Source organism: Streptomyces sp. NPDC031064, from assembly GCF_055570965.1.
The window spans coordinates 691,368-717,762 of the sequence record NZ_JBVIGF010000003.1 but is presented as its reverse complement, the minus strand read 5'-3'; the positions used below and the strand labels follow the sequence as shown (position 1 = coordinate 717,762).

The window sequence follows — 26,395 nt, the reverse complement described above, 5'->3', positions numbered from 1 at the left end:
CCCTCTTTTGTGGCGGTGTTGCAACACACCGGCCGCGGCGGCTCAGGCGATGCCCGCCTCCTTCATCTGCCGCAGCTCCTTCTTCAACTCGCTCACCTCGTCGCGCAGTCGCGCCGCCACCTCGAACTGGAGCTCGGCGGCGGCGGCTCGCATCCGGTCGGTCATCTCCTCGATGATTCCGGCCAGTTCGGCCGCGGGACGGTCGCTGACCAGCGCGCCCTTGCCGGCGCCCGCCTTACCCGCCTTGGCGCCGCCCTTCGCCGGCGCGGAGCCGAGCGACGGGACGGGGGCCTTGGCGCCCTTGCCGTCCTTGGACTTGCGGTAGCCGGTGCCGAGGAGCTGCTCGGTGTCGACCTCCTCGCGCGCGATGGTCGCGACGATGTCGTTGATCTTCTTGCGCAGCGGCTGCGGGTCGATGCCGTTGGCCGTGTTGTACGCGACCTGCTTCTCGCGCCGGCGGTTGGTCTCGTCGATGGCCTGTGCCATGGCCGGGGTGATGGTGTCCGCGTACATGTGGACCTGGCCGGAGACATTGCGCGCCGCGCGCCCGATGGTCTGGATCAGCGAGGTGCCGGAGCGGAGGAAGCCCTGCTTGTCGGCGTCGAGGATCGCCACGAGGGAGACCTCGGGGAGGTCGAGGCCCTCGCGGAGGAGGTTGATGCCGACGAGGACGTCGTAGTCACCGGCCCGCAGTTCGCGCAGCAGTTCCACCCGGCGCAGGGTGTCGACGTCGCTGTGCAGGTAGCGGACCTGGATGCCCAGCTCCAGGAAGTAGTCGGTGAGGTCCTCGGCCATCTTCTTGGTGAGGGTGGTGACCAGGACCCGCTCGTCCCGCTCGGTGCGCAGGCGGATCTCGTGGACCAGGTCATCGATCTGCCCCTCGGTGGGCTTGACGACGACCTCGGGGTCGACGAGGCCGGTGGGGCGGATGATCTGCTCGACGAAGCCGTCGGAGCGGGAGAGCTCGTACTGTCCGGGCGTCGCCGACAGGTAGACGGTCTGCCCGATCCGCTCCTGGAACTCCTCCCACTTCAGCGGCCGGTTGTCGAGCGCGGACGGCAGCCGGAAGCCGTGGTCGACGAGGGTGCGCTTGCGGGAGGCGTCACCCTCGTACATCGCGCCGATCTGGGGCACGGTGACGTGGGACTCGTCAATGACGAGCAGGAAGTCCTCCGGGAAGTAGTCGAGGAGGGTGTTCGGCGGGGAGCCGGGCTCGCGGTCGTCGAAGTGCATCGAGTAGTTCTCGATGCCCGAGCAGGACCCGATCTGGCGCATCATCTCGATGTCGTACGTGGTGCGCATCCGCAGCCGCTGGGCCTCCAGCAGCTTGCCCTGCTTCTCCAGCTCGGCCAGGCGCTCCTCGAGCTCCCGCTCGATGCCGTTGATCGCCTTCTCCATGCGCTCCGGGCCCGCCACGTAGTGGCTGGCCGGGAAGACGTACAGCTCCCGGTCGTCGCTGATGACCTCACCGGTGAGCGGGTGGAGCGTGGACAGGGCCTCGATCTCGTCGCCGAACATCTCGATCCGGACGGCGAGCTCCTCGTAGACCGGGAAGATCTCGATGGTGTCGCCGCGCACGCGGAAGGTGCCCCGGGTGAACGCCAGGTCGTTGCGGGTGTACTGGATGTCGACGAAGCGGCGCAGCAACTGGTCCCGGTCGATCTCCTCGCCGACCTTGAGGGGGACCATCCGGTCGACGTACTCCTGGGGCGTACCGAGGCCGTAGATGCAGGAGACGGAGGCCACCACGACCACGTCCCGGCGGGTCAGCAGGGAGTTCGTGGCGGAGTGGCGCAGCCGCTCGACCTCCTCGTTGATCGAGGAGTCCTTCTCGATGTAAGTGTCGGACTGCGGGACGTACGCCTCGGGCTGGTAGTAGTCGTAGTACGAGACGAAGTACTCGACCGCGTTGTTCGGCAGGAGCTCGCGGAACTCGTTGGCCAACTGGGCGGCCAGCGTCTTGTTCGGCGCCATCACGAGCGTGGGGCGCTGCAACTGCTCGATCATCCAGGCGGTCGTCGCCGACTTGCCGGTGCCGGTCGCACCGAGGAGGACGACGTCCTTCTCGCCTGCGCGGATGCGCCGGGCCAGGTCGGCGATGGCCGTCGGCTGGTCGCCGCTGGGCTGGTAGGGGCTGACGACCTCGAAGGGCGCCACCGAGCGTTCGATCTTGGAAACGGGCCGCATGAAACCACCGTACGACCCGGCACTGACAGTCGGGGGGCGAGCGAGGCCCGCGATGGCGATCGACGGCTGTAAGCGGCCGTCGGTGGCTGCCGGTCGCTGTCGGTGGCTGCCGGTCGCTGCGGTGGCTGTCGGTGGCCCGTCAGCCGCCGTCAGCGGCATCAGGCGCCGTGACCGGCCGCCGCCACACGCGCACGGGCACCTGCCCCGCGCCGTCGGAGGCGGCCGCCCGGGCCTCAGCGGTCGCCGGTGCGCTGCCGGCGGCGCGGCAGCCGGTCCTGGGACCGGATGCCCGGCTCGCGGTACGGGTGGCTGCGCCACTGGGCCGGCACACCGGCGCCGGGGGAGGCGGTGATCGTGGGCCGTCCCCGGTCGCGGGTGCCCGTCACCAGCAGCGGGTCGGCCATCACCACGAACCCGGCGAGCAGCAGGAACGCCGCCGGGCCGACCAGCATGGGGCCGAGGAGCGAGGTGGCGGTGTCGCCGGTGCCCGCCGTGAGGGCGTCGCCGTGCAGGTGGACGCTGACGGCGGCCATGCCCGTGTAGTGCATCCCGGTCACCGCGACGCCCATGCCCAGGCTGGCGCCCAGGCTGGGCAGGAAGCCGTGGATCGAGACGGCCGCCCACAGCGCCGAGGTCGCCGCCACGACCGCGATCACGACGGAGAGGGCGACGGTGACGGTGTCGTACTGGAGCCGGCCCGGCAGGCGCATTCCGGCCATGCCGAGGTAATGCATGGTGGCGATGCCGAGGCCCGTGAGGGTGCCGCCGGTGACCAGGGCCATCGCGGTGGCGCCCCGGTATCCGACGATGAAGATCCCGGTGCCGACCATCACGATCGCCACAGCGAGGCTGGCGAAGGTGATCAATGGGGCGTAGCCGATCGGCGCTTCCTGGACGGTGAAGCCCATCATCGCGATGAAGTGCATGGTCCAGATGCCCGAGCCGATGGAGGTGGCGCCGAGCGCCAGCCAGCCGACCTTGGCCGGGCCCTGCTTGCGAAGGGACCTGGTGGTGCAGCGGAGCCCCAGGGCACCGCCCAGGCACGCCATGAGAAAAGCGGCCACGGGTGTGACAAAGCCGTAGCTGAATCCGTCGACCGTGCCCTGCATCCCGTACGCCCTTCACTCCAGGTGCCCCGCCCGTCCGGAAGCCTCGCGCGCGTGCGGCGGCGCCGGTGGTGGTGCCATGTGTACCCGCTGGTACGGGGGCGAGGCTATGGCGCGTCGAAGACCGAACAAACATTTGCACAGAGATTTGTCGACAGAAGGGCGCCCGCGCGTGACCGGAGGCCGCACCGTTCACATTCCGGCCACCCTTGCCCTCTGCCCCGTTGACCGTAACCTGCCAGGCTCGGGCCGTCCGGACACCCGACCCGAGGGGCGCACACGGCAAGCCGCCTGCGGGTGAACACGTGGATCGTGAACGACACTGCGGGCGCGGTGCGGGCCGACGGCTCCGGGGTGGACGGGATCATCACCAACTACCCGGCCGTGGCACCGGAAGCAGTGCGCTGACCTGGGGCGTTCCTCGTTCCGGCCGGCGTTGTCAGTGGCCGGTCGTACGGTGGTCGGCATGGACAGCAACGGGCAGTTCGTGGAGTGGGCCGTCGTCGGCAGCGACATCGGCCCGCTGTTCCTCGCCGCGACGGGCGAGGGGCTGGTGAGCGTGGCGTTCCACGCCGACGACGCGGTGCGCGACCGGGCGCTGAAGCGGCTGGAGGCGCAGCTCGGCGCGGAGCTCGTGGAGAGTGCGACGGGCCGGCTGGCCGAGCCGATACGCATGCTGGAGGCGTATTTCGGGGGCGGACTGCGGGAGTTCGGGCTGCGGCTGGACTGGTCGCTGACGACCGGGTTCAACCGGCAGGTGCTGCGCGAGCTGGCGTCGGGGGTGCCGTACGGAACGGTCGTCGGGTACGGGGAGCTGGCCGACCGCGTGGGCCAGCCGGGCGCCGCGCAGGCGGTCGGCGCGGCGATGGGCGCCAATCCACTGCCGGTGGTGGTGCCGTGCCATCGCGTGGTGGAGAGCGACGGGGGAATCGGCGGGTTCGGCGGAGGGCTGGAGACCAAGCGCCGTCTGCTCGCGCTGGAGGGGGTGTTGCCGCAGCCACTGTTCTGATCCTGTAAGGGGTGGCAGACTGCCGCGGTGACTACAGACCCCGACATACCGCAGGACTCAGGGCCGGTGAGCACGTCCCGCTCCGACACCCCCTCCGACGCCCCCTCCCGCACCCGCTCGGGCGCTCGTTCCGGGGTCGCCCCCGAAGCCGTGCCGGCGTCCGTCGCGACCGCCGGACTGCCCGCGCTGCGGCGGCGGATCTCGGCCGTCCTCATCGCCAGCCAGATCCTGGGAGGGCTGGGGGTGGCGACCGGGATCGCCCTCGCCTCCGTACTGGCGCAGGAGGTGAGCGGGACCGAGGCGCTCGCGGGTCTGGCACCGACCGCGACCGTCGCCGGGACGGCGCTGCTGTCCATGCCGCTGGCCGCGCTGATGACGGCGCGGGGACGGCGGCCGGGGCTGGTGCTGGCGTACCTGATCGGCGCGGCCGGGGCGGGTGTGGTGGTGATCGCCGCGGTCCTCGGCAGCTTCCCGCTGCTCCTGGCCGGGATGGCGGGGTTCGGTGCCGGGTCGTCAGCCAATCTCCAGGCCCGGTTCGCGGCGGCGGACCTGGCGGAGCCGGAGCGGCGCGGGCGGGCCATCTCCACCGTCGTGTGGGCGACGACGATCGGTGCGGTGCTGGGGCCCAACATCGCCGCGCCCGCCGGGCGGAGCGTGGCGGGGCTGGGGATACCGGCGGCGGCCGGGCCGTTCCTGTGGGCCGCCGGGGTGTTCCTCGTGTCGGCGGCGCTGGTCGCGGTCCTGTTGCGGCCCGATCCGCTGCTGACCGCGCGGGCGCTGGCGGCGGGTGCCGAGGAGGACGAGGGGTCCGAGGGCCGGTCGCTGCGGGCCGGTGTGCGGGCGGTACGGGAGTCGGCGCGCGCCCGGCTGGCGCTGGTGACCGTGGCGGTCTCGCACACCGCGATGGTCTCGATCATGTCGATGACTCCGGTGGCGCTCAGCCACCACGGGGCGGACATCACCCTGATCGGGCTCGTCATCAGCGGTCACATCGCGGGCATGTACGCGTTCTCACCCGTGATGGGCTGGCTGTCGGACCGGCTGGGCCGGCTGTCGGTGATCGGCCTGGCGGTGGGGCTGCTGGCCGTCGCCGCGCTCCTGGCCGGGACGGCCGGGGCGAGCCATGGGCAGACCGCGGCGGGGCTGTTCGTGCTGGGCCTCGGCTGGTCGGCGGGGCTGGTCTCCGGCTCCGCGCTGCTGACGGACTCCGTGCCGCAGGCCGCGCGCGCCGCCGTGCAGGGTCTGTCGGACCTGACCATGAACACGGCGGCGGGCGTCGGCGGCGTCGGGGCCGGTCTGATCGTCGCCCAGGCGGGGTACGGCTGGCTGAACGCGGTGGGCGCCTTGCTCCTCCTTCCGCTGGCCGCCCTGGCGGTACGGCGCAAGCGGGTCTGATCCGCGCCACGCGGCGGTTCGGTCCGCGCCGCGCGGGGGTTCGGTCCGCGCGGCGGGTCGCGTCAGAGGCAGATGTGGTACGCCTTGCGCAGCGTCTCGTGCACCGTCCAGGTCGTACGGTCGCCTTCGCGGAGGACGCAGGCGTCGCCCGGCCCGAGTTCCAGGGTGTCGCCGCCCTCGACCTCCACGGTGGCGCGGCCGCTGACGACGACGAAGAGCTCATTGGCCTCGGTGTCGGTCACCACGCCGGGCGTGATCTGCCAGATGCCGCGCACCTGGGTGCCGTCGGCGGACTCCCACAGCACCTTGCCGGTCACGACCGGGTCGCCGGAGACGATCTGTCCGGGGTCCAGCGGCTCGGGCTCCAGCTCGGCGTCGGGTATGTGCACGGCAAACGAGGGTCGGTCCATGGTCGTCATGGCCGGTGACTGTAGCGGGGCCTGGTGGGGGCCCTGTGGCACAGGTGACCGTTCGGACGTTTGCGCGGGGCTTCCCCGCGCCAGGGATGGGACATGCCGGAGACCACAGTGACCCTGTCGGAAGAGGTACGGGAGGCGATGGCCGCGCGCCGGCCCGTCGTCGCCCTGGAGTCGACGATCATCGCCCACGGCCTGCCCCGGCCACGGAACCTGGCCGTGGCGGAGGAGTTGGAGGCGCTGGTACGGGCGGGCGGCGCCGTCCCGGCCACGGTGGCCGTGCTGGACGGCGTGGCGCGGGTCGGGCTGGACAAGGAGGAGCTGGAGCGGGTCGCGGCCGATCCCGGCGTACGCAAGCTGGGCCACCGTGACCTCGCGCCCGCCGTGGCAGCGGGGGCGAGCGGCGCGACGACGGTGTCGGCCACCGCGTTCCTGGCGGCGCGGGCGGGCATCCGGGTCTTCGCGACGGGCGGGCTCGGCGGCGTCCACCGCGAATGGGCGCAGACCCAGGACGAGTCGGCCGACCTGCGGCTGCTGGCGCGGACCCGGATCACCGTGGTGTGCGCGGGGGTCAAGTCCATCCTGGACGTGCCCGCGACGCTCCAGCGCCTGGAGACGCTGGGCGTCGGCGTGCTGGGTTACGGGACGGACCACTTCCCCGGCTTCTACCTGGCGTCCTCCGGCGAGCCGGTCGACTGGACGGTGCGGTCGCCGGAGGAGGTCGCGGCGGTGATGCGGGCGCAGGAGGCGCTGGGCGGCCCGGAGGCGGCGCTGATCGTGGCCAACCCGGTGCCGGAGGAGGAGCAGTTGGACCCCGACCTGCACGACCGGGTGCTCGCGCGGGCGCTGGACGAGTGCCGGGAGCGCGGGATCACCGGGCAGGGCGTGACGCCGTTCCTGCTGGAGTACCTGATGCGGCACACCGACGGGGCGTCCCTGGAGGCCAACCTGGCGGCGGTGCGCGGCAATGTGCGACTGGCGGCGCGTATCGCGGCCGCGCTGTGAGCGGCGCGCTGCTCGTGGTCGGGGACGTGGTCACCGACATCGTGGCCCGGCACGGCGCGCCGCTCGCCCCCGCCACGGACACGGCCGCGCGGATCCGGACCCTGCCGGGCGGGGCGGGGGCGAACGTGGCGTGCTGGGCGGCGCATTCTGGGTGCGCGGACGTGCGGATACTGGCGCGCGTGGGAACCGACTGGGCGGCCTGGCACGAGGAGCGGCTACGGGACGCGGGGGTGCGGCCGCTGCTGGTACGGGACCCGGGGGCGCCGACCGCGACGGTGGTCGCGCTGGTCGACGCGGCCGCCGAGCGGACGTTCCTCACGGACAGCGGCGCGGCGCTCCGGCTCGGCGTTGGCGACTGGTCGCCAACCCTGCTGGACGGGGTGTCCCACCTGCACCTGTCCGGGTATCTCTTTTTTGCCGGGACCAGCCGCGAGACGGCGCGGCTGGCCCTGGCAACAGCACGGCAGCGGGGTGTTCCGGTGAGCGTGGACCCCGCGTCGGCCGGATTCGTCTCGGAGCTGGGCGTGGCCCCCTTCCTGGCCGCGGTGGAAGGCGTGGACGTGTTCCTGCCGAACGCCGACGAGGCGGCGCTGCTGACGGGCCTGGCCGACCCCGCCGCTGCGGCGGCCGCGCTGAGCCGCCGCTTCCCGCTCGTCGCGGTGACCCTGGGCTCGACGGGCGCCCTGGTCGCCGTGTCAGGGCGGGTCGTCTCGCGCGTCCCGGCCCCCGCGGTACGGGCGGTCGACTCCACGGGCGCGGGCGACGCGTTCACCGGCGCCTTCCTGGCGGCCCGCCTGACCGGCGCGGACCCCACCGCCGCCGCCGAAGCGGGCTGCCGCGCCGGAGCGAGGGCCGTCACCCTGGTGGGCGGGCGCCCGGAAGGCGGCCACCAGGGCGGTACCGGTTGAGTGGCCGGAAGCGGCGCCCCACGTCAGCGGTGGGTCCGCGCTGATCCGGGCGCGTCCGGCCGGTCGCCGCGCGCTGGGACCCCGGGCCGGGCCAGGCCGTGGGCGGCCGGCCTCCGCGTGGCCCGTCCTCAGCCGGTGGGGTCACCGGGCCGGCTCAGGCCCGTCCAGGCGGGGTGGCGGGGGTCGTCGGCGCGGACGACGATGTCGGCGGTGTCCGCCGGGCCGACCTCGGCCTCGTACCGCTCGAAGGCCGGGAGCGTCCACGGCTGCTCCGTGCGGCGGGCCAGCGCGGCGGGCGACAGCCGCAGGTGGACCGTCAGGTCGAAGGGGAACCAGTGGCCGAGCAGGAAGGGCCCGTGCACGATCAGCACCCCGCCCGGCGGCAGCGTCGCGTACGGGCTGCGCGTCGCCCGGTCCGTGACCGGGTCCCACAGATCGGGCAGCACCCGCCCGCTCCCCCCGGGCTCCAGCGGCCCGAAGACCTCCCGCCACAGCGCGCCGGTGTCGAACCAGCCGCTGTAGTACGCGTCGGGGTCCTCCTTGCCGTACTCGTACCGCAGCGACGCCGGCCGCAGGAACCCCTCCGTGCCCACGGCCATCACCGCCCGCCCGCGCAGCCGCAGCGCCTCCGCCAGGAGCCGGGTCGGCTCGGCGGGCCGGGCCGCGGGTGCCCCGTCGACGGCGACCTTCAGCCACGGCCCGCCGTCGCCGGGGCTCAGCCCGTCCACGTGCGCGGCGAGGGTGTCGGCCAGCCGTCCCCAGGTGATCGGTTCGAGTTTCACGCCCTCATGCTGCCCCAGCCGGAGACGGACTTGACCTTGACATTGGCGGCAGGGTTCGAGCATCGGCTTCATGAAGAGCACGCAGAACACCAGCGTTGTCATCGTCACCGGTGCCGGTACCGGTATCGGTCGGGCCACCGCCAGGGCGTTCGCCGCGCAGGGGGCACACGTCGTCGCCATCGGCCGCCGCCCGGAGCCCCTCGCGGAGACCGCGCAGGATTACCCGGGCACCATCCGGCCGTTCGTCGCCGACATCACCGAGGACGGGGCGGCCGAGCACATCGTCGACGCCGCCCTCGACACATACGGCCGCCTCGACGTCCTCGTCAACAACGCGGCCATCGTGGGCACCGGCCGCCTCGGCAGCCACACCCGGCCCTCCATGACCGCACAGATGGACACCAATCTCATCGCGCCCGTCCTCCTCGCCCAGGCCGCGCTGCCCGCCCTGGAAGCGGCGAACGGCGTGATCGTGAACGTCACCACCTCGGTGGGCCAGCGCGCCTGGCCGGGCAATGCCGTGTACGCGGCGACCAAGGCCGGCCTCGAACTCCTCACCCGTAGCTGGGCTGTCGAACTCGCCCCGCGCGGGATCCGCGTCGTCGCCGTGGCGCCCGGCGCGGTCGAGACCCCGATGGGCGAGCACTCCGGACTGACCCCGGAGGAGTTGGCCGGCATGCGCGCCTGGCAGCGGGCGCACACCCCGCTCGGCCGGATCGGCCGCCCCGAGGAGGTCGCGTGGGCCATCACCCGACTCGCCTCGCCCGGCGCCTCGTTCGTCACCGGCGCCGTACTGCCCGTGGACGGCGGCGCCGTGGTGGCGTGAGCCGCGCACGAACGCGAAAGCGCGTGATACCAATGGCTCCCCGGACCGGAGGGGAGCAGGGTGCGCATCGGGGAACTGGCACGGGCGACGGGCACCACGGCCCGCGCCCTACGTCACTACGAACAGCAGGGCCTGATCACATCGACTCGCGCGCACAACGGCTACCGCGAGTACGACGCAGGTGCCGCCGTCCGCGTACGCAACATCCGCCATCTGCTCGACGCCGGGCTGACGTTGGAGGACGTCGCGGCGTTCAGGGCCTGCCTGGACGGTGACGTGGCGGCGGCGCGGCCCTCGGAGCGGGGCCTGGAGATCGCCCGGGAGCGCCTCGCGGTGCTGGACGCCCGGATCGCGGCGCAGACGGCCGCCCGCGACCGGCTCGCGGCGGCGTTGCGCCATACTGAATTCACCATGCACCGAGTGCATGGCGCACGTAACATCCCGCCCATGGATCTCGAATTCGCGCGGAAGTTCGCCGCGCAGTGGGCGGACGACTGGAACTCCCACGACATCGACCGCATCCTCGCCCACTACCACGACGACGTGACGTTCTCCTCCCCCATGGTCAGCCGCTTCAACGGCGATCCCTCCGGCACCGTGCGCGGCAAGAAGGCGCTGCGGGAGTATTGGACCGAGGGGCTGCGGCGCATCCCCGACCTGCGCTTCGAGGTGCTGGACGTGCGCGTGAGCGTCGACTCGCTGGTGATTGACTACCGGAACCAGATCGGCGGCCGCGTCTACGAGGTGCTGACCTTCCGCGACGGCCTGGTGATCTCGGGCTTCGGCGCGTACGGGACGACGCTCGCGCACTGACGCGGGCCTGGCGACCGCCGTCGGCGACACCCGCGGGCGCGTCGGTGCGCGCGCCGTGCGGGGCGCGTCACGTGTGCGCCGTGCGGGGCGCGTCAGGTGTGAGCGCCGTGCGGGCGCGTCAGATCCGCGCACGGCGGCCGCCCCGGCACCGACCCGGGACGCAATGTCCCGCCAACCGCGGTCGCCCCGACGCGACGTACCGCCAACCGTGGTCAGCCCCGTGCGCTGCCCCGGACGCGGCCCCGGCCCCGGCCGCGCCCCCGCCCGCCCCCGGCGTGGCATCGCGCCCGGCCGCAGCCCCGGCCGTGCCCCTGCCCCCCTCGGCGTCCACCCCCGGCGCCTCACATGCGCACGCGCCCCGCGGGTGTCCCGCCGGCGCCGAGCGCCGTCCCGAGTACCGCCTCGATCCGTCCGGCCAGGACCTCGACGCGCCCCGCCCGCACGCCCTCCGCGACCGACAGGTCCCCGCGTGCCACGGCCACGCACGTCTCGGCGTCCATCCGCAGGCGGACGTCCGGCTCGTGGGTGGCGGGGCCGTCGGCGTAGGCCGTTTCGCCGTCGGCGCCGCCCAGCCGCACGTGGAACGTCCCCTCGTCGAGCCGTACTTCGACGACTCCGGGCCCCATGGCGGCCGCCTCCAGGGCGCTCAGCAGCGGGATGGCGAACCAGTGCGCCCGTACCGCGTCCGTCGGGCGGGGCGCGTCGAGCGCGGGGGCGCCCCAGGCCGCCAGCGCGCGGAGGACGGGCAGCAAGGCCCGTGCGCGGTCGGTGAGTTCGTACACGTACGCGGACGCGGGCGGGGGCAGGCGACGCCGGGTGACCAGTTCGTCGCGTTCCATGTCCTTGAGCCGCGAGGCGAGCATGTCCGTGCTGACGCCGGGAAGGTCGGCGTGCAGGTCGGTGTACCGGCGCGGACCCGCGAGCAGTTCGCGGACGATCAGCAGCGTCCAGCGGTCCCCCACGGCGTCCAGGGCACGGGCGGCGGCGCAGTACTGGTCGTAACTTCGTCGACGTGGCATGCGACGCAGTCTAGACATGTTGTTGGACTTTCCAAGCTCCCACTTGGTAAAACCAAGCAACACCACTTCTGGGAGGTCGTCGCGCATGGAGTTCCGGCAGTCGAGCAAACTCAGCGAGGTCTGCTACGAGATCCGCGGCCCGGTGATAGAACACGCCAACGCCCTGGAGGAGGCCGGTCACAGCGTCCTGCGCCTGAACACCGGCAACCCGGCCCTCTTCGGTTTCGAGGCGCCCGAGGAGATCGTCCAGGACATGATCCGGATGCTCCCGCAGGCCCACGGCTACACCGACTCCCGCGGCGTCCTCTCCGCCCGCCGCGCCGTCGCGCAGCGCTACCAGACCCTCGGCCTCACCGACGTGCACGTCGACGACGTCTTCCTCGGCAACGGCGTCTCCGAACTCATCTCCATGGCCGTCCAGGCCCTCCTGGAGGACGGCGACGAAGTCCTCATCCCCGCGCCCGACTACCCCCTCTGGACCGCCGTCACCACGCTCGCCGGCGGCCGGCCCGTGCACTACCTGTGCGACGAGTCCGCCGACTGGTACCCGGACCTGGACGACATGGCGGCGAAGATCACCGACCGCACCAAGGCCGTCGTGATCATCAACCCCAACAACCCCACCGGCGCGGTCTACCCGCGCGAGATCATCGAGGGCATCCTCGACCTCGCCCGGCGCCACCAGCTCATGGTCTTCGCCGACGAGATCTACGACCAGGTCCTGTACGACGACGCCGTCCACCACACCGCCGCCTCCCTCGCCCCCGACCTGGTCGTCCTGACCTTCTCCGGCCTCTCCAAGACGTACCGCGTCGCCGGCTTCCGCTCAGGCTGGCTCGTCGTCACCGGCCCCAAGCAGCACGCGCGCAACTACCTGGAGGGGCTCACCATGCTCGCCTCCATGCGCCTGTGCCCCAACGCGCCCGCCCAGTACGCCATCCAGGCCGCCCTCGGCGGCCGCCAGTCCATCCACGAACTGACCGCCCCCGGCGGCCGCCTCCACGAGCAGCGCGACAAGGCGTGGGAGAAGCTCAACGAGATCCCCGGCGTCTCGTGCGTCAAACCCAAGGGCGCGCTGTACGCGTTCCCGCGCCTCGATCCGAAGGTGCACCGCATCCACGACGACGAGAAGTTCGTCCTGGACCTGCTGTTGCGCGAGAAGATCCAGGTCGTCCAGGGCACCGGCTTCAACTGGCCCCACCCGGACCACTTCCGCATCCTCACCCTCCCCCACGCCGACGACCTCGACGCGGCGATCAGCCGGATCGGCCGCTTCCTGAGCGGGTACCGCCAGTAGCCCCGGAAAGAGGAGCGGGCCCGGAGGCGTAGCCGGCCCCCGAGCCCTGTGGATACCGCTCACATCACACGCCGGCACGGTTGTGCCCGGGTCAGTCGTTATGTCGCCGCGTCCTGCCTTTAGACGACCGCACATCGAGCTGCGCGGGCCGGAGTCGAACCGGCATTTCGACGCACCAGGGCCCGGGCCCCGTCGTTCCGGCGATGAGCGGCGAATGCTGAGTCTGGAGCAAGAGTCTGAGATTGAGGGCGGCGCCTTACCGGAACCGCTCCATCACGACAAGCTTCAGCTTCAGCTTTGCGCTCCTCGCGCACCCCGGCCCTACGGTGCGTACGGCCGGGGAGTCTTCTGTGTACCGCGCCCTGGCTACCCGAACAGGTAGCCGAACACGGCGTCGCCGACGCGCTGGTCGGTGACCTCCGCGCTGTTCGCCTCCTCCCGGGCGAACTTCACCGCCTGCTGGAGCTTGTCCACCCGCTCCAGCAGCTCGTTGACGCGCCGTGCGGGCAGCGCGCCGGAGAACTTGACCGTGGTCCAGTACCCGACCGGGATGTCCTCGTAGTAGACCTCGACCTGGGCCGGGTGCTTCTCGGTCGCCTCCGCCTTCACATGGTTGCGCGGCACCTTCTTCGTCCGCACCGTCCGTACCGGCTCGGTCTTCCACGCGTCGGTCGATGGGTCCTGGCTCCACGACTCCGCCGCGTCCAGCACGGGCAGCTTGCGGATGAAGCCGGCGATGTCCGTCAACTGCTTCTCCAGGAAGAGGAGATACGCGACGGGGACCTGGTTCAGGACCACGCGCCCGTCCACGGTGACGTCCGCGCGCGCCGCGCAGTTCGCCCAGTCCTTGGTGGCGGTGACATCGAAGAGCCTGGTCAGCGTCTTCGCCGTGTCCCGCAGCACGTCCTCGGCCTTGACCTGCACCAGGGTGGACTCCGGCGGCAACTGCTCGCCCTCCTCGTCCTTCGGCTGGTACGTCCGGGAGATGCCCGCGAGCAGCGCCGGCTTCTGCAACGCCTGGTGCGCCGCGCTCAGGTCCTGCTGGGCCTTCGCCTTGACGCCCTTCTCAACGGCGATGATCTGATTGAGTCTTGTCGTTGCCACGCGGGCATTGAACCAGCACCGACGTGCGCGGATCGAACGAATTTAGGAGACCGAGCGATGGAGACGGCGCTCATAGCCGTGATCGGCACGCTGCTCGGCGCGGTCGTCACGCACTTCTTCCAGGGCCGCGCGGCGCAGCGCACCGCCGCTCTGACGCGCGCCGAACAACTGCGCCAGGAGCGGATCTCGACGTACAGCGCGTTCGCCGACGCGCTCGTCGAGTACCGCCGGGCGCAGAACGCCCGCTGGTACCGCCGGAACGGCTCGCACGCCGAGTCGACACGCCTGGAGTCGTACGAGCGGCGCGCCGCCGCCCGGCAGGCACTCGTACGCGTGCAGTTGGTGTGCGACGAGGCGGCGATCGTGGAACTGGCCCGGAAGGCATTCGAGGTGACGCACTGCATGCACGAGGCGAAGGACGAGGGTGAGCGGGCGCGGCGGTCCGAGGAGGGCGTCGAGGCGCTGGCCGCGTTCATCGAGGCCGCGGCCCCCAGCGTGCGGTGACATGGCGGCCCCGGCGGTGTCGGCCCCGCTCGTGGTGATCGAGCCGCGCAAGCGGCGCCACTGCGCGGAGTGCCGCGGCGGCCCGCTGGCCCGGCTGGTCCTGGAGTTCAACGCGCCGCTCTGCCTGGACTGCGCCGACCTCGGCCACCTGGTCTACCTGCCGCGCGGCGACGCGGCGCTCACCCGCCGGGCCCGCGAGGCGAGCGGCCTGTGGGCGGTGGTCGTACGCCACAACCGGCGCCGTACGCGGTACGAACGCCAGGGCATCCTCGTGGAGGAGGCCGCCCTCGCGCGGGCCGAGGCCGCGTGCCTGGCCGACGCGGAGGCGCGGGCCCGCCGCCGGGCCCGGGACGCGGTGCGCCGCGCCGCCGAGGACGAGCGGTTCAGGGCGGCGCTGGCGGCGGAGGTCCTGCGCCTGTTCCCGGGCTGCCCGCCGGAGCGTGCCGCCGAGATCGCCGGGCACGCCGGGGAGCGCGGGAGCGGGCGCGTGGGCCGCACGGCGGCGGGGCGGGCGCTGGACGAGGGGGCGGTCACCGCGGCGGTACGGGCGTCGGTGCGGCACCTCGACACCGAGTACGACGCCCTGTTGATGCGCGGTGTGCCCCGCCGCCAGGCGCGCAACCGTGTGGCACCGGTCATCGAGGCGGTGCTGGCCGCCTGGCGGCGGTGACTCCGGGGCGGCCTGGTGCTCGGGGCGACCGGCCGCCTCCGGGACGCATTACGCGCGGTCGGACGCGGGGCGGAAGCGGCGGTAGAGGAGGCCGCCGCCGATCATCAGGCCCATGGCGGCGGGCACGCCGAGGCCGATGAGGCCGGCGCCCGTTTCCGCCAGCGACGCCGACCCGGTCTGCGGCAGCGGCGCGGACGGGGCCCGGTCGGCCGGGCTGGGAGCCGGAGCGGCGGGCTCGTCGTGCTCCGGCGGCGCGACGGGCTCGTGCGGCTTCGGCTTCTGCGGCTTGGGCTTCTGCGGCATGACGGGGGGCTTGCTGCCGCCGTTGCTGGACGCGTTGCCGAAGGCGGGGTTGAGGATGCCGACGAGGCTGACGGAGTTGCCGCTGACGTTGACCGGCAGGTCGATGGGGAGCTGGATGCCGTTGCCGGAGATCACACCGGGCGACTTCATCGCGGCGCCGTCCGCCGAAGCGCCGCCGCCTCCGCTGCCCTTCTTGCCGCCGTTCTTGCTTCCCTTGCCGCCGTGCTCACCGTGCGGCGTGCCCGGGCGGTCCTTGTGGTGGTGGCCCCCGTCCTTGTTCTCGCACTTGTTGCCGGCCGCGGGGTTGAGTACCCCGACCACGTTGACGGTGTTCCCGCAGATGTTGACGGGGACGTCCACGGGCAACTGAATGGTGTTGCCGGAGATCAGCCCCGGCGAATCGGCCGCGACGCCCTTCGCGTCCGAGTCGGCGTGCGCATAACCCGCCGCCAGAGCGAGCGCGCCACCCGTGGCCATCAGTGTGACCAGACCATTTCGGCGAGTGTGCCTCATGGCTTCCTGCCTTCCGGAGACTTTCACGGGCACCCGCCCGCACCGGAGTTAACGCGTTACAGCCAACAGGGGTTATGACGCATCCGCCATTCACCCCATCGAGTGGCACCTCATTCGAACCCTCACATGCTCTTTACCTGACGTCCCCCTGACCGCCGAGATGGACGCTGCCGACGGAGCCCGCCTGGATCACACCACCGTGCTGGACGCCTCCGCTGATGGTGTTGTGGACGTCGCCGGAGCGGGCGTTGACCACGGGCGGCGGGGCGGGCAGCAACTCGGCCAGAATCGCTCGCAGTTCCGCCGCCGCGGCAGGGTCCGCGCGGAGGGTGCGGCGTATCCGGGCCCGCCATTCGGTGCGGGCCTCGACCTGGGCGTCGGCGGTGGCCTCCTCGCTGCCCGACGCCTCGGCGGCGAGCAGTTCCGCGCGGACCGCCTCCAGCTCGGCGGCCACCCTCTCCGGGTCCGGGCCGGTGTTGCCCGATTCAGAGCCGCTGGTTCCGGACTCCGGGCCGGTGCCGGACCCCGAACCGGGGCCGGGGGCCGTGGCGCCCCGGCGGGCGAAGAAGCCGACGACCCGGCCGCGCACCTGCTCCCAGCTCTCGCCGACCATCTGCTGGACGAGGGCGGTCGCCCCCGCCGTCGCCAGTGCCACCAACTCGGCTTCCACCGGACCCCCCATTCGTCCCTGGCGGTACGCACAGCCGGTACTCACAGCCGGTACGTACAGCAGCGTACCCATCAGCGCTCCAGCAGGTCGGTGAGCGCTCCGACCGGGTCCGCGTCAGGGGTGCCTCTCGGCCACCAGTCCTCGCGGTCGGGGTCCGATTCGTACCCGTACCACAGGCCGTCGCGGCCGTAACGCAGTTGCAGCGAGCGGGTGGAGAGGCGGTTGCGCCAGGGGCGGAAGTGCGGGAGGTCGGCGGCGATCAGGGCGGGGCGGGCGCGGTCGAAGGGGCCGGCGGGCGGGTCCCAGGGCTCCTCCAGGACGGCGAGCCCGGCCGGTCCGCCCTGGCGCCAGGCGGCGACCGCGCGGGCCAGGTCGGCGGGGGTGCGGTCCAGGGCGGCGGCGAGGTCGCGGTAGAGGGCCCGGGTGGAAGCGGTCAGGCCCGAGCCCGGATGGGCGGCCGCGAGGCGGACGGCGTCCTGCCAGGGAGTGAGGGCGGCGACCGGGTCCTGACCGGTGGTCAGGAAGGCGTGCGCGCGGGCGGCCGCCTCGGTGGCCAGCATTTCGAGGGCCAGCGGGTCGGGGGCGTCCGGGTCCTCGGGGTAGAGGGGCGGGCGGCCGGGCCGGTCGGGGGCGGGCAGCGGGGGCGGCAGGGGCATGGCCGGCGGGGAGGCGACGGCCGCGCGGGCGGGCACGGTCGGCATCGGCGGGGGCGCGGCGGTGGTCTCGGCCGCCTCGTGGGCGGCGTTGCGGTGGCTGAGCGCCGCGAGGATCTCCTGCTCGCCCCGGCCGCGCATCAGGAACAGCACGAACGGGTCCTCGTCGAGGAGCCGCGCCGCCTGGTAGCAGAGGGCGGCCGCGTGCTTGCAGGGATAGCCGTGGTCGGGGCAGGAGCAGTCGGGGATCAGGTCACCCGGGCCGGGCAGCAGGTCGACCGCTGCGGCCAGGGCGTGCGGGACGTCCTTGTCGAGGAGGGCGGCGATGTGGTCGGGGCGCGCGGCGGCGGCGTCCAGGAAACGCTCCCAGTCGTCGTCGCCGAGGACCCGCAGCCGGATCTCCGTGCGGTACGGGCGGGGGCGGCTGCCGTGGACGTACGCCACGACCCGGCCCGGCGTCACGGTGATCGCGTCGACGTGGCCGGTGGCGGCGTACGCCCGCCCGCGCGCCAGGCGCGCCGCGTCCAGGGCGGTGTCCTCCAGCGCCTCCACCCACGCGTTGCCCCACCAGGTCGCGGCGAACCGCCCGTCGGCGCCCCGGACCGGGGCGAGCTGCGGGAACGTACGCCGCCGGTCGTCGTGCAGCGGCGCGCGCCGCACGCCGGAGCGCGAACGGGAGCCGAGGCCGATGCCGGGGCCGGGGCCGGGGCCCGGATGGGCGCCGGGGTCCGCGCCCAGGCGCGGGCCGGGGCCGGGGCCCGGATGGGCGCCGGGGTCCGCGCCCAGGCGCGGGCCGGCGCCGGGGAGGTGCGGGCCGGGGTACGGGCCGGGACCGGGGGCCGAGCCCCGGTTGGGGTCCGGGTCCGGGCGGTGGGGGCTCATGACAGCCTCCTCAGCGACACGAGGTCGGCCAGCTCGCGGTCGGTCAGCTCGGTCAGCGCGGCCTCGCCGGAACCGAGGACCGCGTCGGCGAGGGCGCGTTTGGCCACCAGCATCTCCGCGATGCGGTCCTCGACCGTTCCTTCGGCGATCAGCCGGTGGACCTGGACCGGCTGGGTCTGGCCGATGCGGTACGCCCGGTCGGTGGCCTGCTCCTCGACGGCCGGGTTCCACCAGCGGTCGTAGTGCACGACATGGCCGGCCCGGGTGAGGTTGAGGCCGGTGCCGGCGGCCTTGAGGGACAGGACGAACACGGGGACCTCACCGGACTGGAACCGGTCGACCATGCGCTCCCGCTCCGCCACCGGCGTGCCGCCGTGGAGGAGTTGGGAGGGGACCGCGCGGGCCGCCAGGTGGGCGGTGAGGAGCCGCGCCATGGTCACGTACTGGGTGAAGACCAGGACGGAGCCGTCCTCGGACAGGATGGTGTCGAGGAGCTCGTCGAGGAGGGCGAGCTTCCCGGAGCGGCCGGCCAGTCGGGCGGGCTCCTCCTTCAGGTACTGGGCGGGGTGGTTGCAGATCTGCTTCAGGGACGTCAGCAGCTTCATGACCAGCCCGCGGCGTGCGATGCCCTCCGCGCCCTCGATCTGCGCCATCGTCTCGCGCACCACCGCCTCGTAGAGGGAGGCCTGTTCGCGGGTGAGGGGCACGGGGTGGTCGGACTCGGTCTTGGGCGGCAGCTCGGGCACGATGCCCGGGTCGGACTTCTTGCGGCGCAGCAGGAAGGGGCGGACGAGCCGGGCGAGCCGCTCGACCGCCTCGTCGTTCTCGATCTGCTCGGCGTTCTCGACGGCTCGCGCGTGCCGGGAGCGGAACGCCTTGAGCGGGCCGAGGAGCCCCGGGGTCGTCCAGTCGAGCAGCGCCCACAGCTCGGAGAGGTTGTTCTCGACGGGGGTGCCGGTGAGGGCGACGCGCGCGGGCGCGGGGATGGTGCGCAGCGCCTTGGCGGTGGCGGAGAACGGGTTCTTGACGTGCTGGGCCTCGTCGGCGACGACCATTCCCCACTCGTGGGCGGCCAGCCGCTCGGCGCTGGTGCGCATCGTGCCGTAGGTGGTGAGGACGAAGCCGCCGTCGAGCCCGTCCAGGGTGCGGTCGGCGCCGTGGAAGCGGCGCACGGGAACGCCGGGGGCGAACCGGGCGATCTCACGCTGCCAGTTGCCGAGCAGGGACGCCGGGCAGACGACGAGGGTCGGGGCACTGCGGGCACGGCGCAGGTGGAGGGCGATGAGCGTGACGGTCTTGCCGAGGCCCATGTCGTCGGCGAGGCAGCCGCCGAGCCCCAGGGACGTCATCAAATCCAGCCAGGCCAGGCCGCGCAGTTGGTAGTCGCGCAGCGTGGCGTCCAGGCCGGGTGGCGGGGCGATGTGGCCGGGGCCCGCCACGAGCCGGTCGCGCAGTGCGGCGAGCGCGCCCACCGGGACGGCCTCGACCGTCTCACCGTCCACCTCGGCGGTGCCGGTCAGGGCGACGGCGAGCGCGTCGACCGGCTCCAGCAGGCCCAGCTCCCGTTTGCGCGCCTTGCGTACGAGCGCGGGGTCGACGACCACCCACTGGTCGCGCAGCCGCACGACGGGGCGGTGCGCCTCGGCGAGGGCGTCCATCTCCCGCTCGGTCAGCGGGTCGCCGTCCAGCGCGAGCTGCCAGTTGAACCTCAGCAGCTCCGCCCCGTCGAAGAAGGCCGTGCCGTCGGTGGCCGAGCCGGGCGCGGGCCGGACGACCGCGGTGGCGGTGAGGGACCGGGCCAGCTCCCTGGGCCAGTGCACGGTCACACCGGCCGCGGCGAGCCGGGTCGCCGCGGGGCCCAGCAGTTCGTACAGCTCGTCCTCGGTGAGGGAGACGACGTCGGGGACGTCCCGCTCCAGCAGCCGGGCGAGCGGGGCCCAGACGCGGGCGGCGCGCCGCAGCGCCAGCACGGCGTCGATCCGGGCGCGCGGCCCGAAGTGCTCGGTGCCCTCGCCCGCCCAGAGCGCGGCCGCGTCGATGACGAGGGTGGGGTCGGCGAGGCTGTGGACCTGGACCAGCGCGGCGGCGGCCTCCCGCTCGGCGCCGCCCTCCTGGACGGTGTCGAACAGCTCGTACCCGGACAGATCGAGGCGCAGCGAGACGCGGACGCCGGCGTCCATGCCCGCCGCCGCCTCGGCGGCCCAGGCACGCGCGCGGGGCAGGTGCTGCGGCGTACGGGCCGCGAACGGCGCCCCGGCGGCGTACGCGGCGGCCGGTGTGCGGGGCAGCGTGTCGGCGACCGCGTCCAGGAACGCCCGTACCAGCGCCTCCGGCTCGGGCAACTGGAGCGGGCGCCGGCCGGCGACGGGCACGGCATGGGCCTCGTACGGCATCGCCGCGGCGACGGCCCGCAGGTGGGCGATGTCGTCGGCGTCGAGGGGGCCGGCCCGCCAGGCGTCCAGGTCGTCGGCGGTGAGCCCGGGCAGGAGCCGGCCGCGCCCGGCCAGGTGGAGGGCGTGCAGGGCGGCCGCGCCCCAGCAGGCGGCGGCGGGGTGCGCGGCGGGGTCGTGCCGGGCGGCGACCAGCACGGGAAGGGCATCGGCGACGGGCAGCACGCGTGCGGGGACGGCACGGCTGCGGACGCCGGCCCCGTGCGCCCGCACCACCGTGATCGTGTCGTCGTGGGCGCCCTGGTGCGCGGGGCTCCCCGGCTCCCCGGGCGGGGGCAGGGGGCGGGCGTCCGGGGACCAGAAGGCGACGCGGCCCTCGCGGGGCAGGGCGGCGGGGAGGAAGACGGCGGCACAGGTGTGCAGCGGGGCCTGCCCCATGGCCGGTCACCTCCCTCACGCTGGTCGTTCCGTGGATCTACGACCTTACGGCGAGGGTCTGACAATCGGCCCGAGCCCCGTCAGCGCACGCCCTCCCACAGGGCGCGCTCCGCCGCTCGCGGGTCCTCCACCACACCCGGCTCGGCGTCGTCGAAGATCATCGTCGTACGGCTGGACGTGTCGTACTCGGCCCACCCCGGCTCGCCCGTCGTCGCGAAGGCCACCCACGCCCCGTGCATCGCGTCCGCCACGGCCTGGGCCGGGTCCTCGCCGATCATCGGGGCGTACGCCGGGTCGTCGAGCCGGTCGAAGACGTAGGCCAGCTCGCCGCCGTGGCAGGCGCCGAGCCGCCCGTCGAAGGCGGAGGAGCGCCGGGCGAACTCGTACATGTACGACCCCGGCACCGACTCGGCCAGCCGGATCGCCGGGATCCGGTAGAACCAGTCCGTCACCATGGCGTCGAAGATCTCCCCCGGCACGGCGCCGGGCCGCGCGTCCCGGTATACGGGCAGGGCCTTGTCCGGATCGAGGCCGTAGGCCTCGGCGGTCGCCCGGAGCTTGGCCTCGCGCAGGAGGTGCAGCCGCTCGGTGGGGACGAGGAAGAGCCGGTACTCCTCGCGGTTGCTGCCGACCAGCAGGTCGACGCCGCAGTCGGGCCCCGGCGGCGCCAGGCCGTCGACGACCGGCTCGAAGGGCATCGCGTTGAGCGCCGCCTCGCCCCACACGGCGGGGTCGGGGCGGCCGCCGATCTCACGGCGCAGTTCCGCTTGCGCGGTCAGGAGCCGGTCGAGGGGTACGGCGGCGAAGGCGTCGGCGGTCGGTTCGATCCCGAGCCTGCCGGCCAGGTGGGCGGTGATCCGGCGGGCCGACGCGGGGCGGAGGAAGTGGTGCGCGGCACCGCTCTGGAGGATGGCCCGGTGGAACAGGCCACGCGCCCGCGTGTCGTTCAGCAGGACGCCGATGCTGATCGCTCCGGCCGAATGGCCGAAGAGGGTGATCCGGTCCGGGTCACCGCCGAAGGCCGCGATGTTGTCGCGTATCCATTCCAGCGCGGCGATCTGGTCCAGCAGGCCCCGGTTGTCCGGCACGCCGTCCAGGTGCAGGAACCCGTCGGTACCGAGGCGGTAGTTGAGCGAAACGAACACCACACCGTCCCGGGCGAAGGCGCTGCCGTCGTACGCGGACGACGACGCCGCCCCGTTGGCGAAGGCACCGCCGTACAGCCACACCATGACGGGCAGTCGGGCGCCGGGGCCGGGTGACGGCGTCCATATGTTGAGGTTGAGGCAGTCCTCGCCCGGGATCGTGACCTCCGGGATGAGGGCGTCGAAGGGCGGGGTGTAGGGCGCCTTGGGCGGGGTCGGGCCGTGGGCCGTCGTGTCCCGTGTCCCGCTCCACGCGCGCGGTGGGGCCGGTGGCCGGAAGCGGAGGGGGCCGAAGGGCGGCGCGGCGTACGGGATGCCGAGGAAGGAGGCCGTGCCGTCCGCCGAGACGTTGCCGCGTACCGCACCCTGCCTGGTCATGCACACCGGTCGCATCGAAGGTCCCCTCGTCGTGTACCTCTCTCGTACCGTGCCGCCCGGCCGGGCGTAAAGGCTTTCCCGCGGTGTGCGTCCCGGTTCACATCCGCTGGCGGACCAGCGCCACGAGCCGGGCGTTGTGGTGGCGGCGGTTCCAGGCGACGACGGCCAGCAGCACGGCGAAGATCACCGGAGTGAACCAGTACTGCCCGCCGAGGAAGACCAGTTGTGTGATGAGCGCGCCGGCCATCAGGCCGATCAGCGCGAGCGCCGACACCCCGGACAGGACGGGCACCACCAGCGCGATGGCACCGGCCAGTTCCACGGCGCCCACCAGGTACATGAACCAGTCCCCGAAACCGATCGCGTCGAAGGCCTCCGCGGCCGAGGGGTGCCCGACCAGCTTGGGCGCGGCGCTCGGGATCGCGAAGAAGAGGGCCAGGACGATTTGCAGCGTCCACACCCCGATGTCGGCGCGGCGGCTCAGGACGGGAGCGGCGGTGGTGGGGGCGTTGGCGGCGGGGGTGGTCATGTCGGGCTCCTCCTAAGGGCGTTGCGTGCCTGTCATGGAGGTAGACCGGCGGGCCGCCGGGAACTCATCGGTCCTTCGGCCGCGCCCTCACCCAGGTGCCGTCGTCCGTCAAGTACGTCTCGACGGCGAGACCGGCCCGGTCCAGACAGCCCTCGAAGTCCCCCTTCGTCAACGGCCGTGACAGGAAGGTCTGTGTCCAGCGGGCGTCGGGGAAGACGTACTCGGCGACCACCGAGTTCACCCCGTCCCCGACCGGTTCCGCCGACGCGATCCGCACCGTGCAGCCGGACGGGTCCACCCGCTCACGCGGCACGTGGGTGTGCCAGTCCACGCCCTCGCGCTGGATCAGTACGCACCCGTCGTCCGCGACGTGCCGTCGGCAGGCGGCGAGCAGCCCGTCGCGCACCCGCAGGTCGGCCGTGTGGACCAGGAACGACGCGAGCAGGACGACGTCGAACCGCTCCTCCATGTCCAGCGTCTCTATCGGGCTCTGTACGGTCCTGATGCCGGGGACCCGCTCGCGGACCCGTTCCAGCATCTCGGCCGACTCGTCCACCGCCGTCACCACCAGGCCGCGGTCGGCCAGTGGCCCGGTCATCCGGCCAGCCCCGCTGCCGAGTTCGAGCAGGGTCGCGCGCGCCGGGACGGCGGCGGCGATGATGTCCGGCTCGGGGCCGGCGACGAGCCTGCTGTACAGGTCCACGGCACAACCGTCCGGGGTGATCGCCCCCGGGCCCGTGCCCCGGTATCCCTCGCGTGTCCGTCCGCTCATGTGCCCTGAACGGCCGACACCAGGGGCCCGTTCCCCGCCCGGCCTCCTTTGGCTTGGATCGAACGGTTCATGGCCGGGTACCCGGCGGGCAGGGAGAGCGATCACCATGCGTACCGGCAGTGAACCGAGAACCGCGCGCAGTCCCCTGCGGATCCGCTTCTGGCTGGGTGTGTGGGGCCTGATCTGGGCGGGCGCCGGAACGGCGGCCTTCGCCCTGGCCGGCCGGACCGGCTGGGCGGTGGCCTGCGGGCTGCTGGGCGTGGTGGTCCTGGTGGACCTCGTGGTCATCGTCCGCCACATCCGCCAGGGCCCGCACTACCAGCCTGGCCGCGACGTCCCCCCGTACGAACCGGACGACCGGCGCTAGGCCCGGCCGGTCCGCGCCGGCCGTTCGATCGGTCGGCCGATCGGCCGATCGGCCGGTCCTGCGGCCTCGCGGGCCCTGACCGCACGTCCGCCAGGGCCGGTCAACGCGCGGTCACTCCTCGGGCGGGAGGTCGGCCGGGAAGTCGACGGGGAAACGCGCCGCCTCCAGGTACTCCGGCTTGGGGTCGAGGGCGGCGGCGAGGCGGAAGTGGCGCTTGGCCTGCTCGGGGCGGCCGGAGCGCTGGAAGGTGCGGGCCAGCGCGAAGTGCGCGAAGGCGTTGTCGGGCTCACGCTCCAGCACCAGTTCGAACTCCAACTCGGCGGGCCGGAGCTGGGCCGCCGCGAAGAAGGCGCGGGCGCGCAGCAGCCGGGCGGCGGTGTTCTCGGGATGGGCCGCGATCACGGAATCGAGCAGCTTGACGGCCCCGCGTGGGTCCCGTGCGGCGAGGAGCTGCTCCGCCGCGCGGTAGTCGATGACGTGGGTCTCCGGGTTGGTCTCGGGCACGCTCGCATCCTTCCCTCGCTGCGGCGGTTCAACATGCCTGGCGCGGACGCTATTCCTCCGGATACCTCCGCCCGCCGGATACCGGATACCTCCGGGCCGCCCGCTCTCCCTCCCGGCGCCTCTCCCGTACCGGCACGCTCACACGCCCGGGCGGACCCACACACCCGGGCGGCCTCACACGCCCGGGTCCGACCCACACACCGAGCGCGCCCGCTCACCAGGGCAGGGCCCACACACGCCCGGGCCGACCCGCACGTCCCGGCGGACTCACACGCCCCGGTCGGCCGGCGGGCCGGCGGCGGCGCGTTCGGTGAGCCGCGCCCAGACCTCGCGTACCTGGGGTTCCAGGTCCTCCAGCGGGCCGTCGTTGTCGATGATCAGGTCCGCGACGGCTCGCCGCTGCTCGCGGGTGGCCTGTGCGGCCATGCGCGCGCGGGCCTCGGGCTCGCTCATGCCGCGCAGCCGTACGAGCCGGTCCACTTGCGTCTCGGGGGACGCGTCGACGACCACGACGACGTCATAGAGCGGCGCCAGGCCGTTCTCCGTGAGCAGCGGTACGTCGTGGACGACCACCGCGTCCGGCCCCGCCGCGGCTTCGAGCTCGGCCGAGCGGGCACCGACGAGCGGGTGGACGATGCCGTTCAGCGTGGCCAGCCGCTCGGCGTCGGAGAAGACGATCGAGCCGAGCCTGGGGCGGTCGAGGGTTCCCTCGGGCGTCAGGATGTCCGGCCCGAACGCCGCCACGACGGCCGCGAGCCCAGGTGTCCCGGGCTCGACGACCTCGCGGGCGATCTTGTCGGCGTCGACGATCACCGCCCCGTACGAGGAGAGCAGCCGCGACACCTCGCTCTTCCCGGCACCGATTCCGCCGGTCAACCCAACCTTCAGCATGAGCCGAAGCCTAGGCCCTCGCGGACCGGGCCCTACAGGTCACCCTCCCGCTCGGCCAGGAACCGTTCGAATTGGCGGCCCAGCTCGTCCGCCGAGGGCAGGTCCACCGGTTCGGCGACCAGGCTGCCGCGCGTCTCGGCGCCGGCCATGGCGTCGTACTGGTGCTCCAGCCCCTGGACGAGCGCGATCAGCTCCTCGTCGCCCTCGCCGATCTGGCGCTCGATCTCGGTCTGCGTCCGCTGTGCCTGCGTCCGCAGCGAGTGCGCGATTCCGGGCAGCACGAGACCGGTGGCCGCCGTGATCGCCTCCACGGCGGTCAGTGCCGCGTCCGGGTAGGCGGACCGGGCCACATAGTGCGGGACGTGGGCGGCGACACCGAGGACGTCGTGCCCGGCCTCCATCAGCCGGAACTCGGTCAGCGCCTCGGCGCTGCCCGGCACCTGGGCCTCGTCGAACGGGCTGCGGTGCCCCGGCATCAGGTCCGTGCGGTTGCCGTGCGGCGTGAGGCCGACGGGGCGGGTGTGCGGCACGCCCATGGGGATGCCGTGGAAGTTGACCGAAAGGCGCACCCCGAGCCGCTCGACGATCTGCCGGACGGCCGCGGCGAACCGCTCCCACTCCACGTCCGGCTCGGGCCCGGACAGGAGCAGGAAGGGCGCGCCGGTGGCGTCCTGGAGGAGGCGGACCTCGATGGCCGGGGTCTCGTACGCGGTCCAGCGGTCGCGCCTGAAGGTCAGCAGCGGGCGCCGCGCCCGGTAGTCCACCAGCCTGTCGTGGTCGAAGCGGGCCACCACCTGGTGGGGCAGCGAGTCCAGCAGGCTGTCGACGATCTGCTCGCCGGTCTCGCCCGCGTCGATGTATCCGTCGAAGTGGTAGAGCATGACCAGGCCGGCCGACTCCTGGGCCAGCGCCATGTCGA

26 protein-coding genes and 1 pseudogene are annotated in these 26,395 nt (G+C 73.5%); 11 read left to right on the top strand and 16 right to left on the bottom strand.

What is annotated here, in order from left to right; genetic code table 11:
- Positions 1 to 42: 42 nt before the first annotated feature.
- Both uvrB and ACZ46W_RS14285 read right to left on the bottom strand, forming a co-directional pair.
- A complete protein-coding gene (gene uvrB, locus ACZ46W_RS14290) occupies positions 43 to 2,187 on the bottom strand; it encodes an excinuclease ABC subunit UvrB (RefSeq protein WP_468336437.1) in 2,145 nt (714 codons plus the stop codon).
- 233 nt (positions 2,188 to 2,420) lie between these two features.
- A complete protein-coding gene (locus ACZ46W_RS14285) occupies positions 2,421 to 3,296 on the bottom strand; it encodes an MHYT domain-containing protein (protein ID WP_468336434.1) in 876 nt (291 codons plus the stop codon).
- A gap of 463 nt (positions 3,297 to 3,759) precedes the next feature.
- On the opposite strand from ACZ46W_RS14285, the gene ACZ46W_RS14280 reads away from it, so the two are divergent.
- Together ACZ46W_RS14280 and ACZ46W_RS14275 are read left to right on the top strand one after the other, a co-directional pair.
- The gene (locus tag ACZ46W_RS14280; RefSeq protein WP_468336431.1) at positions 3,760 to 4,302 is read left to right on the top strand and encodes a methylated-DNA--[protein]-cysteine S-methyltransferase; all 543 of its coding nucleotides are present in this window, start codon (positions 3,760 to 3,762) and stop codon (positions 4,300 to 4,302) included.
- Positions 4,303 to 4,452: 150 nt separating this feature from the next.
- Positions 4,453 to 5,697, top strand: a complete 1,245-nt coding sequence (locus ACZ46W_RS14275; protein WP_468337029.1) for an MFS transporter — start codon at positions 4,453 to 4,455, stop codon at positions 5,695 to 5,697.
- Between the two features lie 62 nt (positions 5,698 to 5,759).
- On the opposite strand, the gene ACZ46W_RS14270 is transcribed toward ACZ46W_RS14275, so the two are convergent.
- Entirely contained in the window at positions 5,760 to 6,116 is a 357-nt protein-coding gene (locus ACZ46W_RS14270) for a cupin domain-containing protein (RefSeq protein WP_366130103.1), read from the bottom strand.
- A 93-nt stretch (positions 6,117 to 6,209) separates the two neighbouring features.
- Between ACZ46W_RS14270 and ACZ46W_RS14265 the strand changes: the two genes are divergently transcribed.
- Both ACZ46W_RS14265 and ACZ46W_RS14260 read left to right on the top strand, forming a co-directional pair.
- A complete protein-coding gene (locus ACZ46W_RS14265) occupies positions 6,210 to 7,118 on the top strand; it encodes a pseudouridine-5'-phosphate glycosidase (RefSeq protein ID WP_468336428.1) in 909 nt (302 codons plus the stop codon).
- Positions 7,115 to 8,026 (top strand): carbohydrate kinase family protein, encoded by a 912-nt coding sequence (locus ACZ46W_RS14260; RefSeq protein WP_468336425.1) that lies wholly within the window; start codon positions 7,115 to 7,117, stop codon positions 8,024 to 8,026. Before ACZ46W_RS14265 ends, ACZ46W_RS14260 begins: the two co-directional genes overlap by 4 nt.
- A gap of 128 nt (positions 8,027 to 8,154) precedes the next feature.
- Here the strand turns inward: ACZ46W_RS14260 and ACZ46W_RS14255 are convergent, their stop codons facing one another.
- On the bottom strand, positions 8,155 to 8,808 hold the full coding sequence (locus ACZ46W_RS14255; protein WP_468336422.1) for a nucleoside/nucleotide kinase family protein: 654 nt from the start codon (positions 8,806 to 8,808) through the stop codon (positions 8,155 to 8,157).
- A gap of 70 nt (positions 8,809 to 8,878) precedes the next feature.
- On the opposite strand from ACZ46W_RS14255, the gene ACZ46W_RS14250 reads away from it, so the two are divergent.
- From ACZ46W_RS14250 to ACZ46W_RS14240, 3 genes and pseudogenes are all read left to right on the top strand, one after another.
- Positions 8,879 to 9,634, top strand: a complete 756-nt coding sequence (locus ACZ46W_RS14250) for an SDR family NAD(P)-dependent oxidoreductase (protein WP_468336419.1) — start codon at positions 8,879 to 8,881, stop codon at positions 9,632 to 9,634.
- Positions 9,635 to 9,694: 60 nt separating this feature from the next.
- Positions 9,695 to 10,030, top strand: a pseudogene (locus tag ACZ46W_RS14245) (MerR family transcriptional regulator); the annotation flags it as partial.
- Positions 10,031 to 10,045: 15 nt separating this feature from the next.
- Positions 10,046 to 10,447: a nuclear transport factor 2 family protein gene (locus tag ACZ46W_RS14240; RefSeq protein ID WP_468337026.1), complete on the top strand. Its 402-nt coding sequence runs from the start codon at positions 10,046 to 10,048 to the stop codon at positions 10,445 to 10,447.
- Positions 10,448 to 10,788: 341 nt separating this feature from the next.
- Here ACZ46W_RS14240 and ACZ46W_RS14235 read toward each other — a convergent pair whose 3' ends face one another.
- Complete coding sequence (locus tag ACZ46W_RS14235; protein ID WP_468336416.1) at positions 10,789 to 11,466, bottom strand: winged helix-turn-helix transcriptional regulator; 678 nt, start codon at positions 11,464 to 11,466, stop codon at positions 10,789 to 10,791.
- Between the two features lie 85 nt (positions 11,467 to 11,551).
- On the opposite strand from ACZ46W_RS14235, the gene ACZ46W_RS14230 reads away from it, so the two are divergent.
- On the top strand, positions 11,552 to 12,763 hold the full coding sequence (locus ACZ46W_RS14230) for a pyridoxal phosphate-dependent aminotransferase (protein WP_468336413.1): 1,212 nt from the start codon (positions 11,552 to 11,554) through the stop codon (positions 12,761 to 12,763).
- A 366-nt stretch (positions 12,764 to 13,129) separates the two neighbouring features.
- Here ACZ46W_RS14230 and ACZ46W_RS14225 read toward each other — a convergent pair whose 3' ends face one another.
- Positions 13,130 to 13,867, bottom strand: a complete 738-nt coding sequence (locus ACZ46W_RS14225) for a DUF7873 family protein (RefSeq protein ID WP_468336410.1) — start codon at positions 13,865 to 13,867, stop codon at positions 13,130 to 13,132.
- 57 nt (positions 13,868 to 13,924) lie between these two features.
- On the opposite strand from ACZ46W_RS14225, the gene ACZ46W_RS14220 reads away from it, so the two are divergent.
- Together ACZ46W_RS14220 and ACZ46W_RS14215 are read left to right on the top strand one after the other, a co-directional pair.
- Positions 13,925 to 14,371, top strand: coding sequence for a hypothetical protein (locus tag ACZ46W_RS14220; RefSeq protein WP_468336407.1), 447 nt, complete (start codon positions 13,925 to 13,927; stop codon positions 14,369 to 14,371).
- Between the two features lies 1 nt (position 14,372).
- Positions 14,373 to 15,041 carry a DUF2293 domain-containing protein gene (locus ACZ46W_RS14215; RefSeq protein WP_468336404.1) on the top strand — a complete coding sequence of 223 codons (669 nt, stop codon included), beginning with the start codon at positions 14,373 to 14,375 and terminating at the stop codon, positions 15,039 to 15,041.
- Positions 15,042 to 15,089: 48 nt separating this feature from the next.
- Here ACZ46W_RS14215 and ACZ46W_RS14210 read toward each other — a convergent pair whose 3' ends face one another.
- The 7 genes from ACZ46W_RS14210 to ACZ46W_RS14180 form a co-directional block, all read right to left on the bottom strand.
- Positions 15,090 to 15,821, bottom strand: a complete 732-nt coding sequence (locus tag ACZ46W_RS14210; RefSeq protein ID WP_468336401.1) for a chaplin — start codon at positions 15,819 to 15,821, stop codon at positions 15,090 to 15,092.
- A gap of 169 nt (positions 15,822 to 15,990) precedes the next feature.
- Positions 15,991 to 16,527, bottom strand: coding sequence for a hypothetical protein (locus ACZ46W_RS14205; protein WP_468336398.1), 537 nt, complete (start codon positions 16,525 to 16,527; stop codon positions 15,991 to 15,993).
- Between the two features lie 71 nt (positions 16,528 to 16,598).
- Positions 16,599 to 18,062, bottom strand: a complete 1,464-nt coding sequence (locus tag ACZ46W_RS14200) for an SWIM zinc finger family protein (protein WP_468336395.1) — start codon at positions 18,060 to 18,062, stop codon at positions 16,599 to 16,601.
- Positions 18,059 to 20,890, bottom strand: a complete 2,832-nt coding sequence (locus ACZ46W_RS14195) for a DEAD/DEAH box helicase (RefSeq protein WP_468336392.1) — start codon at positions 20,888 to 20,890, stop codon at positions 18,059 to 18,061. The genes ACZ46W_RS14200 and ACZ46W_RS14195 overlap by 4 nt, the downstream gene beginning before the upstream one ends.
- Before the next feature lie 80 nt (positions 20,891 to 20,970).
- The gene (locus ACZ46W_RS14190; protein ID WP_468336389.1) at positions 20,971 to 22,413 is read right to left on the bottom strand and encodes a carboxylesterase/lipase family protein; all 1,443 of its coding nucleotides are present in this window, start codon (positions 22,411 to 22,413) and stop codon (positions 20,971 to 20,973) included.
- Between the two features lie 97 nt (positions 22,414 to 22,510).
- The gene (locus ACZ46W_RS14185; RefSeq protein WP_468336386.1) at positions 22,511 to 22,942 is read right to left on the bottom strand and encodes a DoxX family protein; all 432 of its coding nucleotides are present in this window, start codon (positions 22,940 to 22,942) and stop codon (positions 22,511 to 22,513) included.
- 64 nt (positions 22,943 to 23,006) lie between these two features.
- Positions 23,007 to 23,714, bottom strand: a complete 708-nt coding sequence (locus ACZ46W_RS14180) for a class I SAM-dependent methyltransferase (RefSeq protein WP_468336383.1) — start codon at positions 23,712 to 23,714, stop codon at positions 23,007 to 23,009.
- 106 nt (positions 23,715 to 23,820) lie between these two features.
- On the opposite strand from ACZ46W_RS14180, the gene ACZ46W_RS14175 reads away from it, so the two are divergent.
- The gene (locus ACZ46W_RS14175; RefSeq protein WP_468336380.1) at positions 23,821 to 24,081 is read left to right on the top strand and encodes a DUF6343 family protein; all 261 of its coding nucleotides are present in this window, start codon (positions 23,821 to 23,823) and stop codon (positions 24,079 to 24,081) included.
- Between the two features lie 111 nt (positions 24,082 to 24,192).
- On the opposite strand, the gene ACZ46W_RS14170 is transcribed toward ACZ46W_RS14175, so the two are convergent.
- The 3 genes from ACZ46W_RS14170 to ACZ46W_RS14160 all read right to left on the bottom strand — a co-directional run bounded on the left by ACZ46W_RS14170 (position 24,193) and on the right by ACZ46W_RS14160 (position 26,390).
- Positions 24,193 to 24,585, bottom strand: a complete 393-nt coding sequence (locus ACZ46W_RS14170; protein WP_366130120.1) for a tetratricopeptide repeat protein — start codon at positions 24,583 to 24,585, stop codon at positions 24,193 to 24,195.
- Positions 24,586 to 24,852: 267 nt separating this feature from the next.
- Entirely contained in the window at positions 24,853 to 25,476 is a 624-nt protein-coding gene (coaE, locus tag ACZ46W_RS14165) for a dephospho-CoA kinase (protein ID WP_468336376.1), read from the bottom strand.
- A 32-nt stretch (positions 25,477 to 25,508) separates the two neighbouring features.
- The gene (locus ACZ46W_RS14160) at positions 25,509 to 26,390 is read right to left on the bottom strand and encodes a PAC2 family protein (RefSeq protein ID WP_468337023.1); all 882 of its coding nucleotides are present in this window, start codon (positions 26,388 to 26,390) and stop codon (positions 25,509 to 25,511) included.
- Between the last annotated feature and the right edge of the window lie 5 nt (positions 26,391 to 26,395).

Coding starts and splice junctions, on each gene's coding strand:
- ACZ46W_RS14200 (WP_468336395.1), bottom strand. CDS start 18,062: ATGAGCCCCCACCGCCCGGACCCGGACCCCAACCGGGGCTCGGCCCCC.
- ACZ46W_RS14215 (WP_468336404.1), top strand. CDS start 14,373: ATGGCGGCCCCGGCGGTGTCGGCCCCGCTCGTGGTGATCGAGCCGCGC.
- ACZ46W_RS14175 (WP_468336380.1), top strand. CDS start 23,821: ATGCGTACCGGCAGTGAACCGAGAACCGCGCGCAGTCCCCTGCGGATC.
- ACZ46W_RS14230 (WP_468336413.1), top strand. CDS start 11,552: ATGGAGTTCCGGCAGTCGAGCAAACTCAGCGAGGTCTGCTACGAGATC.
- ACZ46W_RS14285 (WP_468336434.1), bottom strand. CDS start 3,296: ATGCAGGGCACGGTCGACGGATTCAGCTACGGCTTTGTCACACCCGTG.
- coaE (WP_468336376.1), bottom strand. CDS start 25,476: ATGCTGAAGGTTGGGTTGACCGGCGGAATCGGTGCCGGGAAGAGCGAG.
- ACZ46W_RS14190 (WP_468336389.1), bottom strand. CDS start 22,413: ATGACCAGGCAGGGTGCGGTACGCGGCAACGTCTCGGCGGACGGCACG.
- uvrB (WP_468336437.1), bottom strand. CDS start 2,187: ATGCGGCCCGTTTCCAAGATCGAACGCTCGGTGGCGCCCTTCGAGGTC.
- ACZ46W_RS14240 (WP_468337026.1), top strand. CDS start 10,046: ATGCACCGAGTGCATGGCGCACGTAACATCCCGCCCATGGATCTCGAA.
- ACZ46W_RS14280 (WP_468336431.1), top strand. CDS start 3,760: ATGGACAGCAACGGGCAGTTCGTGGAGTGGGCCGTCGTCGGCAGCGAC.
- ACZ46W_RS14210 (WP_468336401.1), bottom strand. CDS start 15,821: ATGGCCACGGGTGGCGCGCTCGCTCTGGCGGCGGGTTATGCGCACGCC.
- ACZ46W_RS14265 (WP_468336428.1), top strand. CDS start 6,210: ATGCCGGAGACCACAGTGACCCTGTCGGAAGAGGTACGGGAGGCGATG.
- ACZ46W_RS14180 (WP_468336383.1), bottom strand. CDS start 23,714: ATGAGCGGACGGACACGCGAGGGATACCGGGGCACGGGCCCGGGGGCG.
- ACZ46W_RS14270 (WP_366130103.1), bottom strand. CDS start 6,116: ATGACGACCATGGACCGACCCTCGTTTGCCGTGCACATACCCGACGCC.
- ACZ46W_RS14160 (WP_468337023.1), bottom strand. CDS start 26,390: ATGGCGCTGGCCCAGGAGTCGGCCGGCCTGGTCATGCTCTACCACTTC.
- ACZ46W_RS14195 (WP_468336392.1), bottom strand. CDS start 20,890: ATGGGGCAGGCCCCGCTGCACACCTGTGCCGCCGTCTTCCTCCCCGCC.
- ACZ46W_RS14220 (WP_468336407.1), top strand. CDS start 13,925: ATGGAGACGGCGCTCATAGCCGTGATCGGCACGCTGCTCGGCGCGGTC.
- ACZ46W_RS14250 (WP_468336419.1), top strand. CDS start 8,879: ATGAAGAGCACGCAGAACACCAGCGTTGTCATCGTCACCGGTGCCGGT.
- ACZ46W_RS14185 (WP_468336386.1), bottom strand. CDS start 22,942: ATGACCACCCCCGCCGCCAACGCCCCCACCACCGCCGCTCCCGTCCTG.
- ACZ46W_RS14235 (WP_468336416.1), bottom strand. CDS start 11,466: ATGCCACGTCGACGAAGTTACGACCAGTACTGCGCCGCCGCCCGTGCC.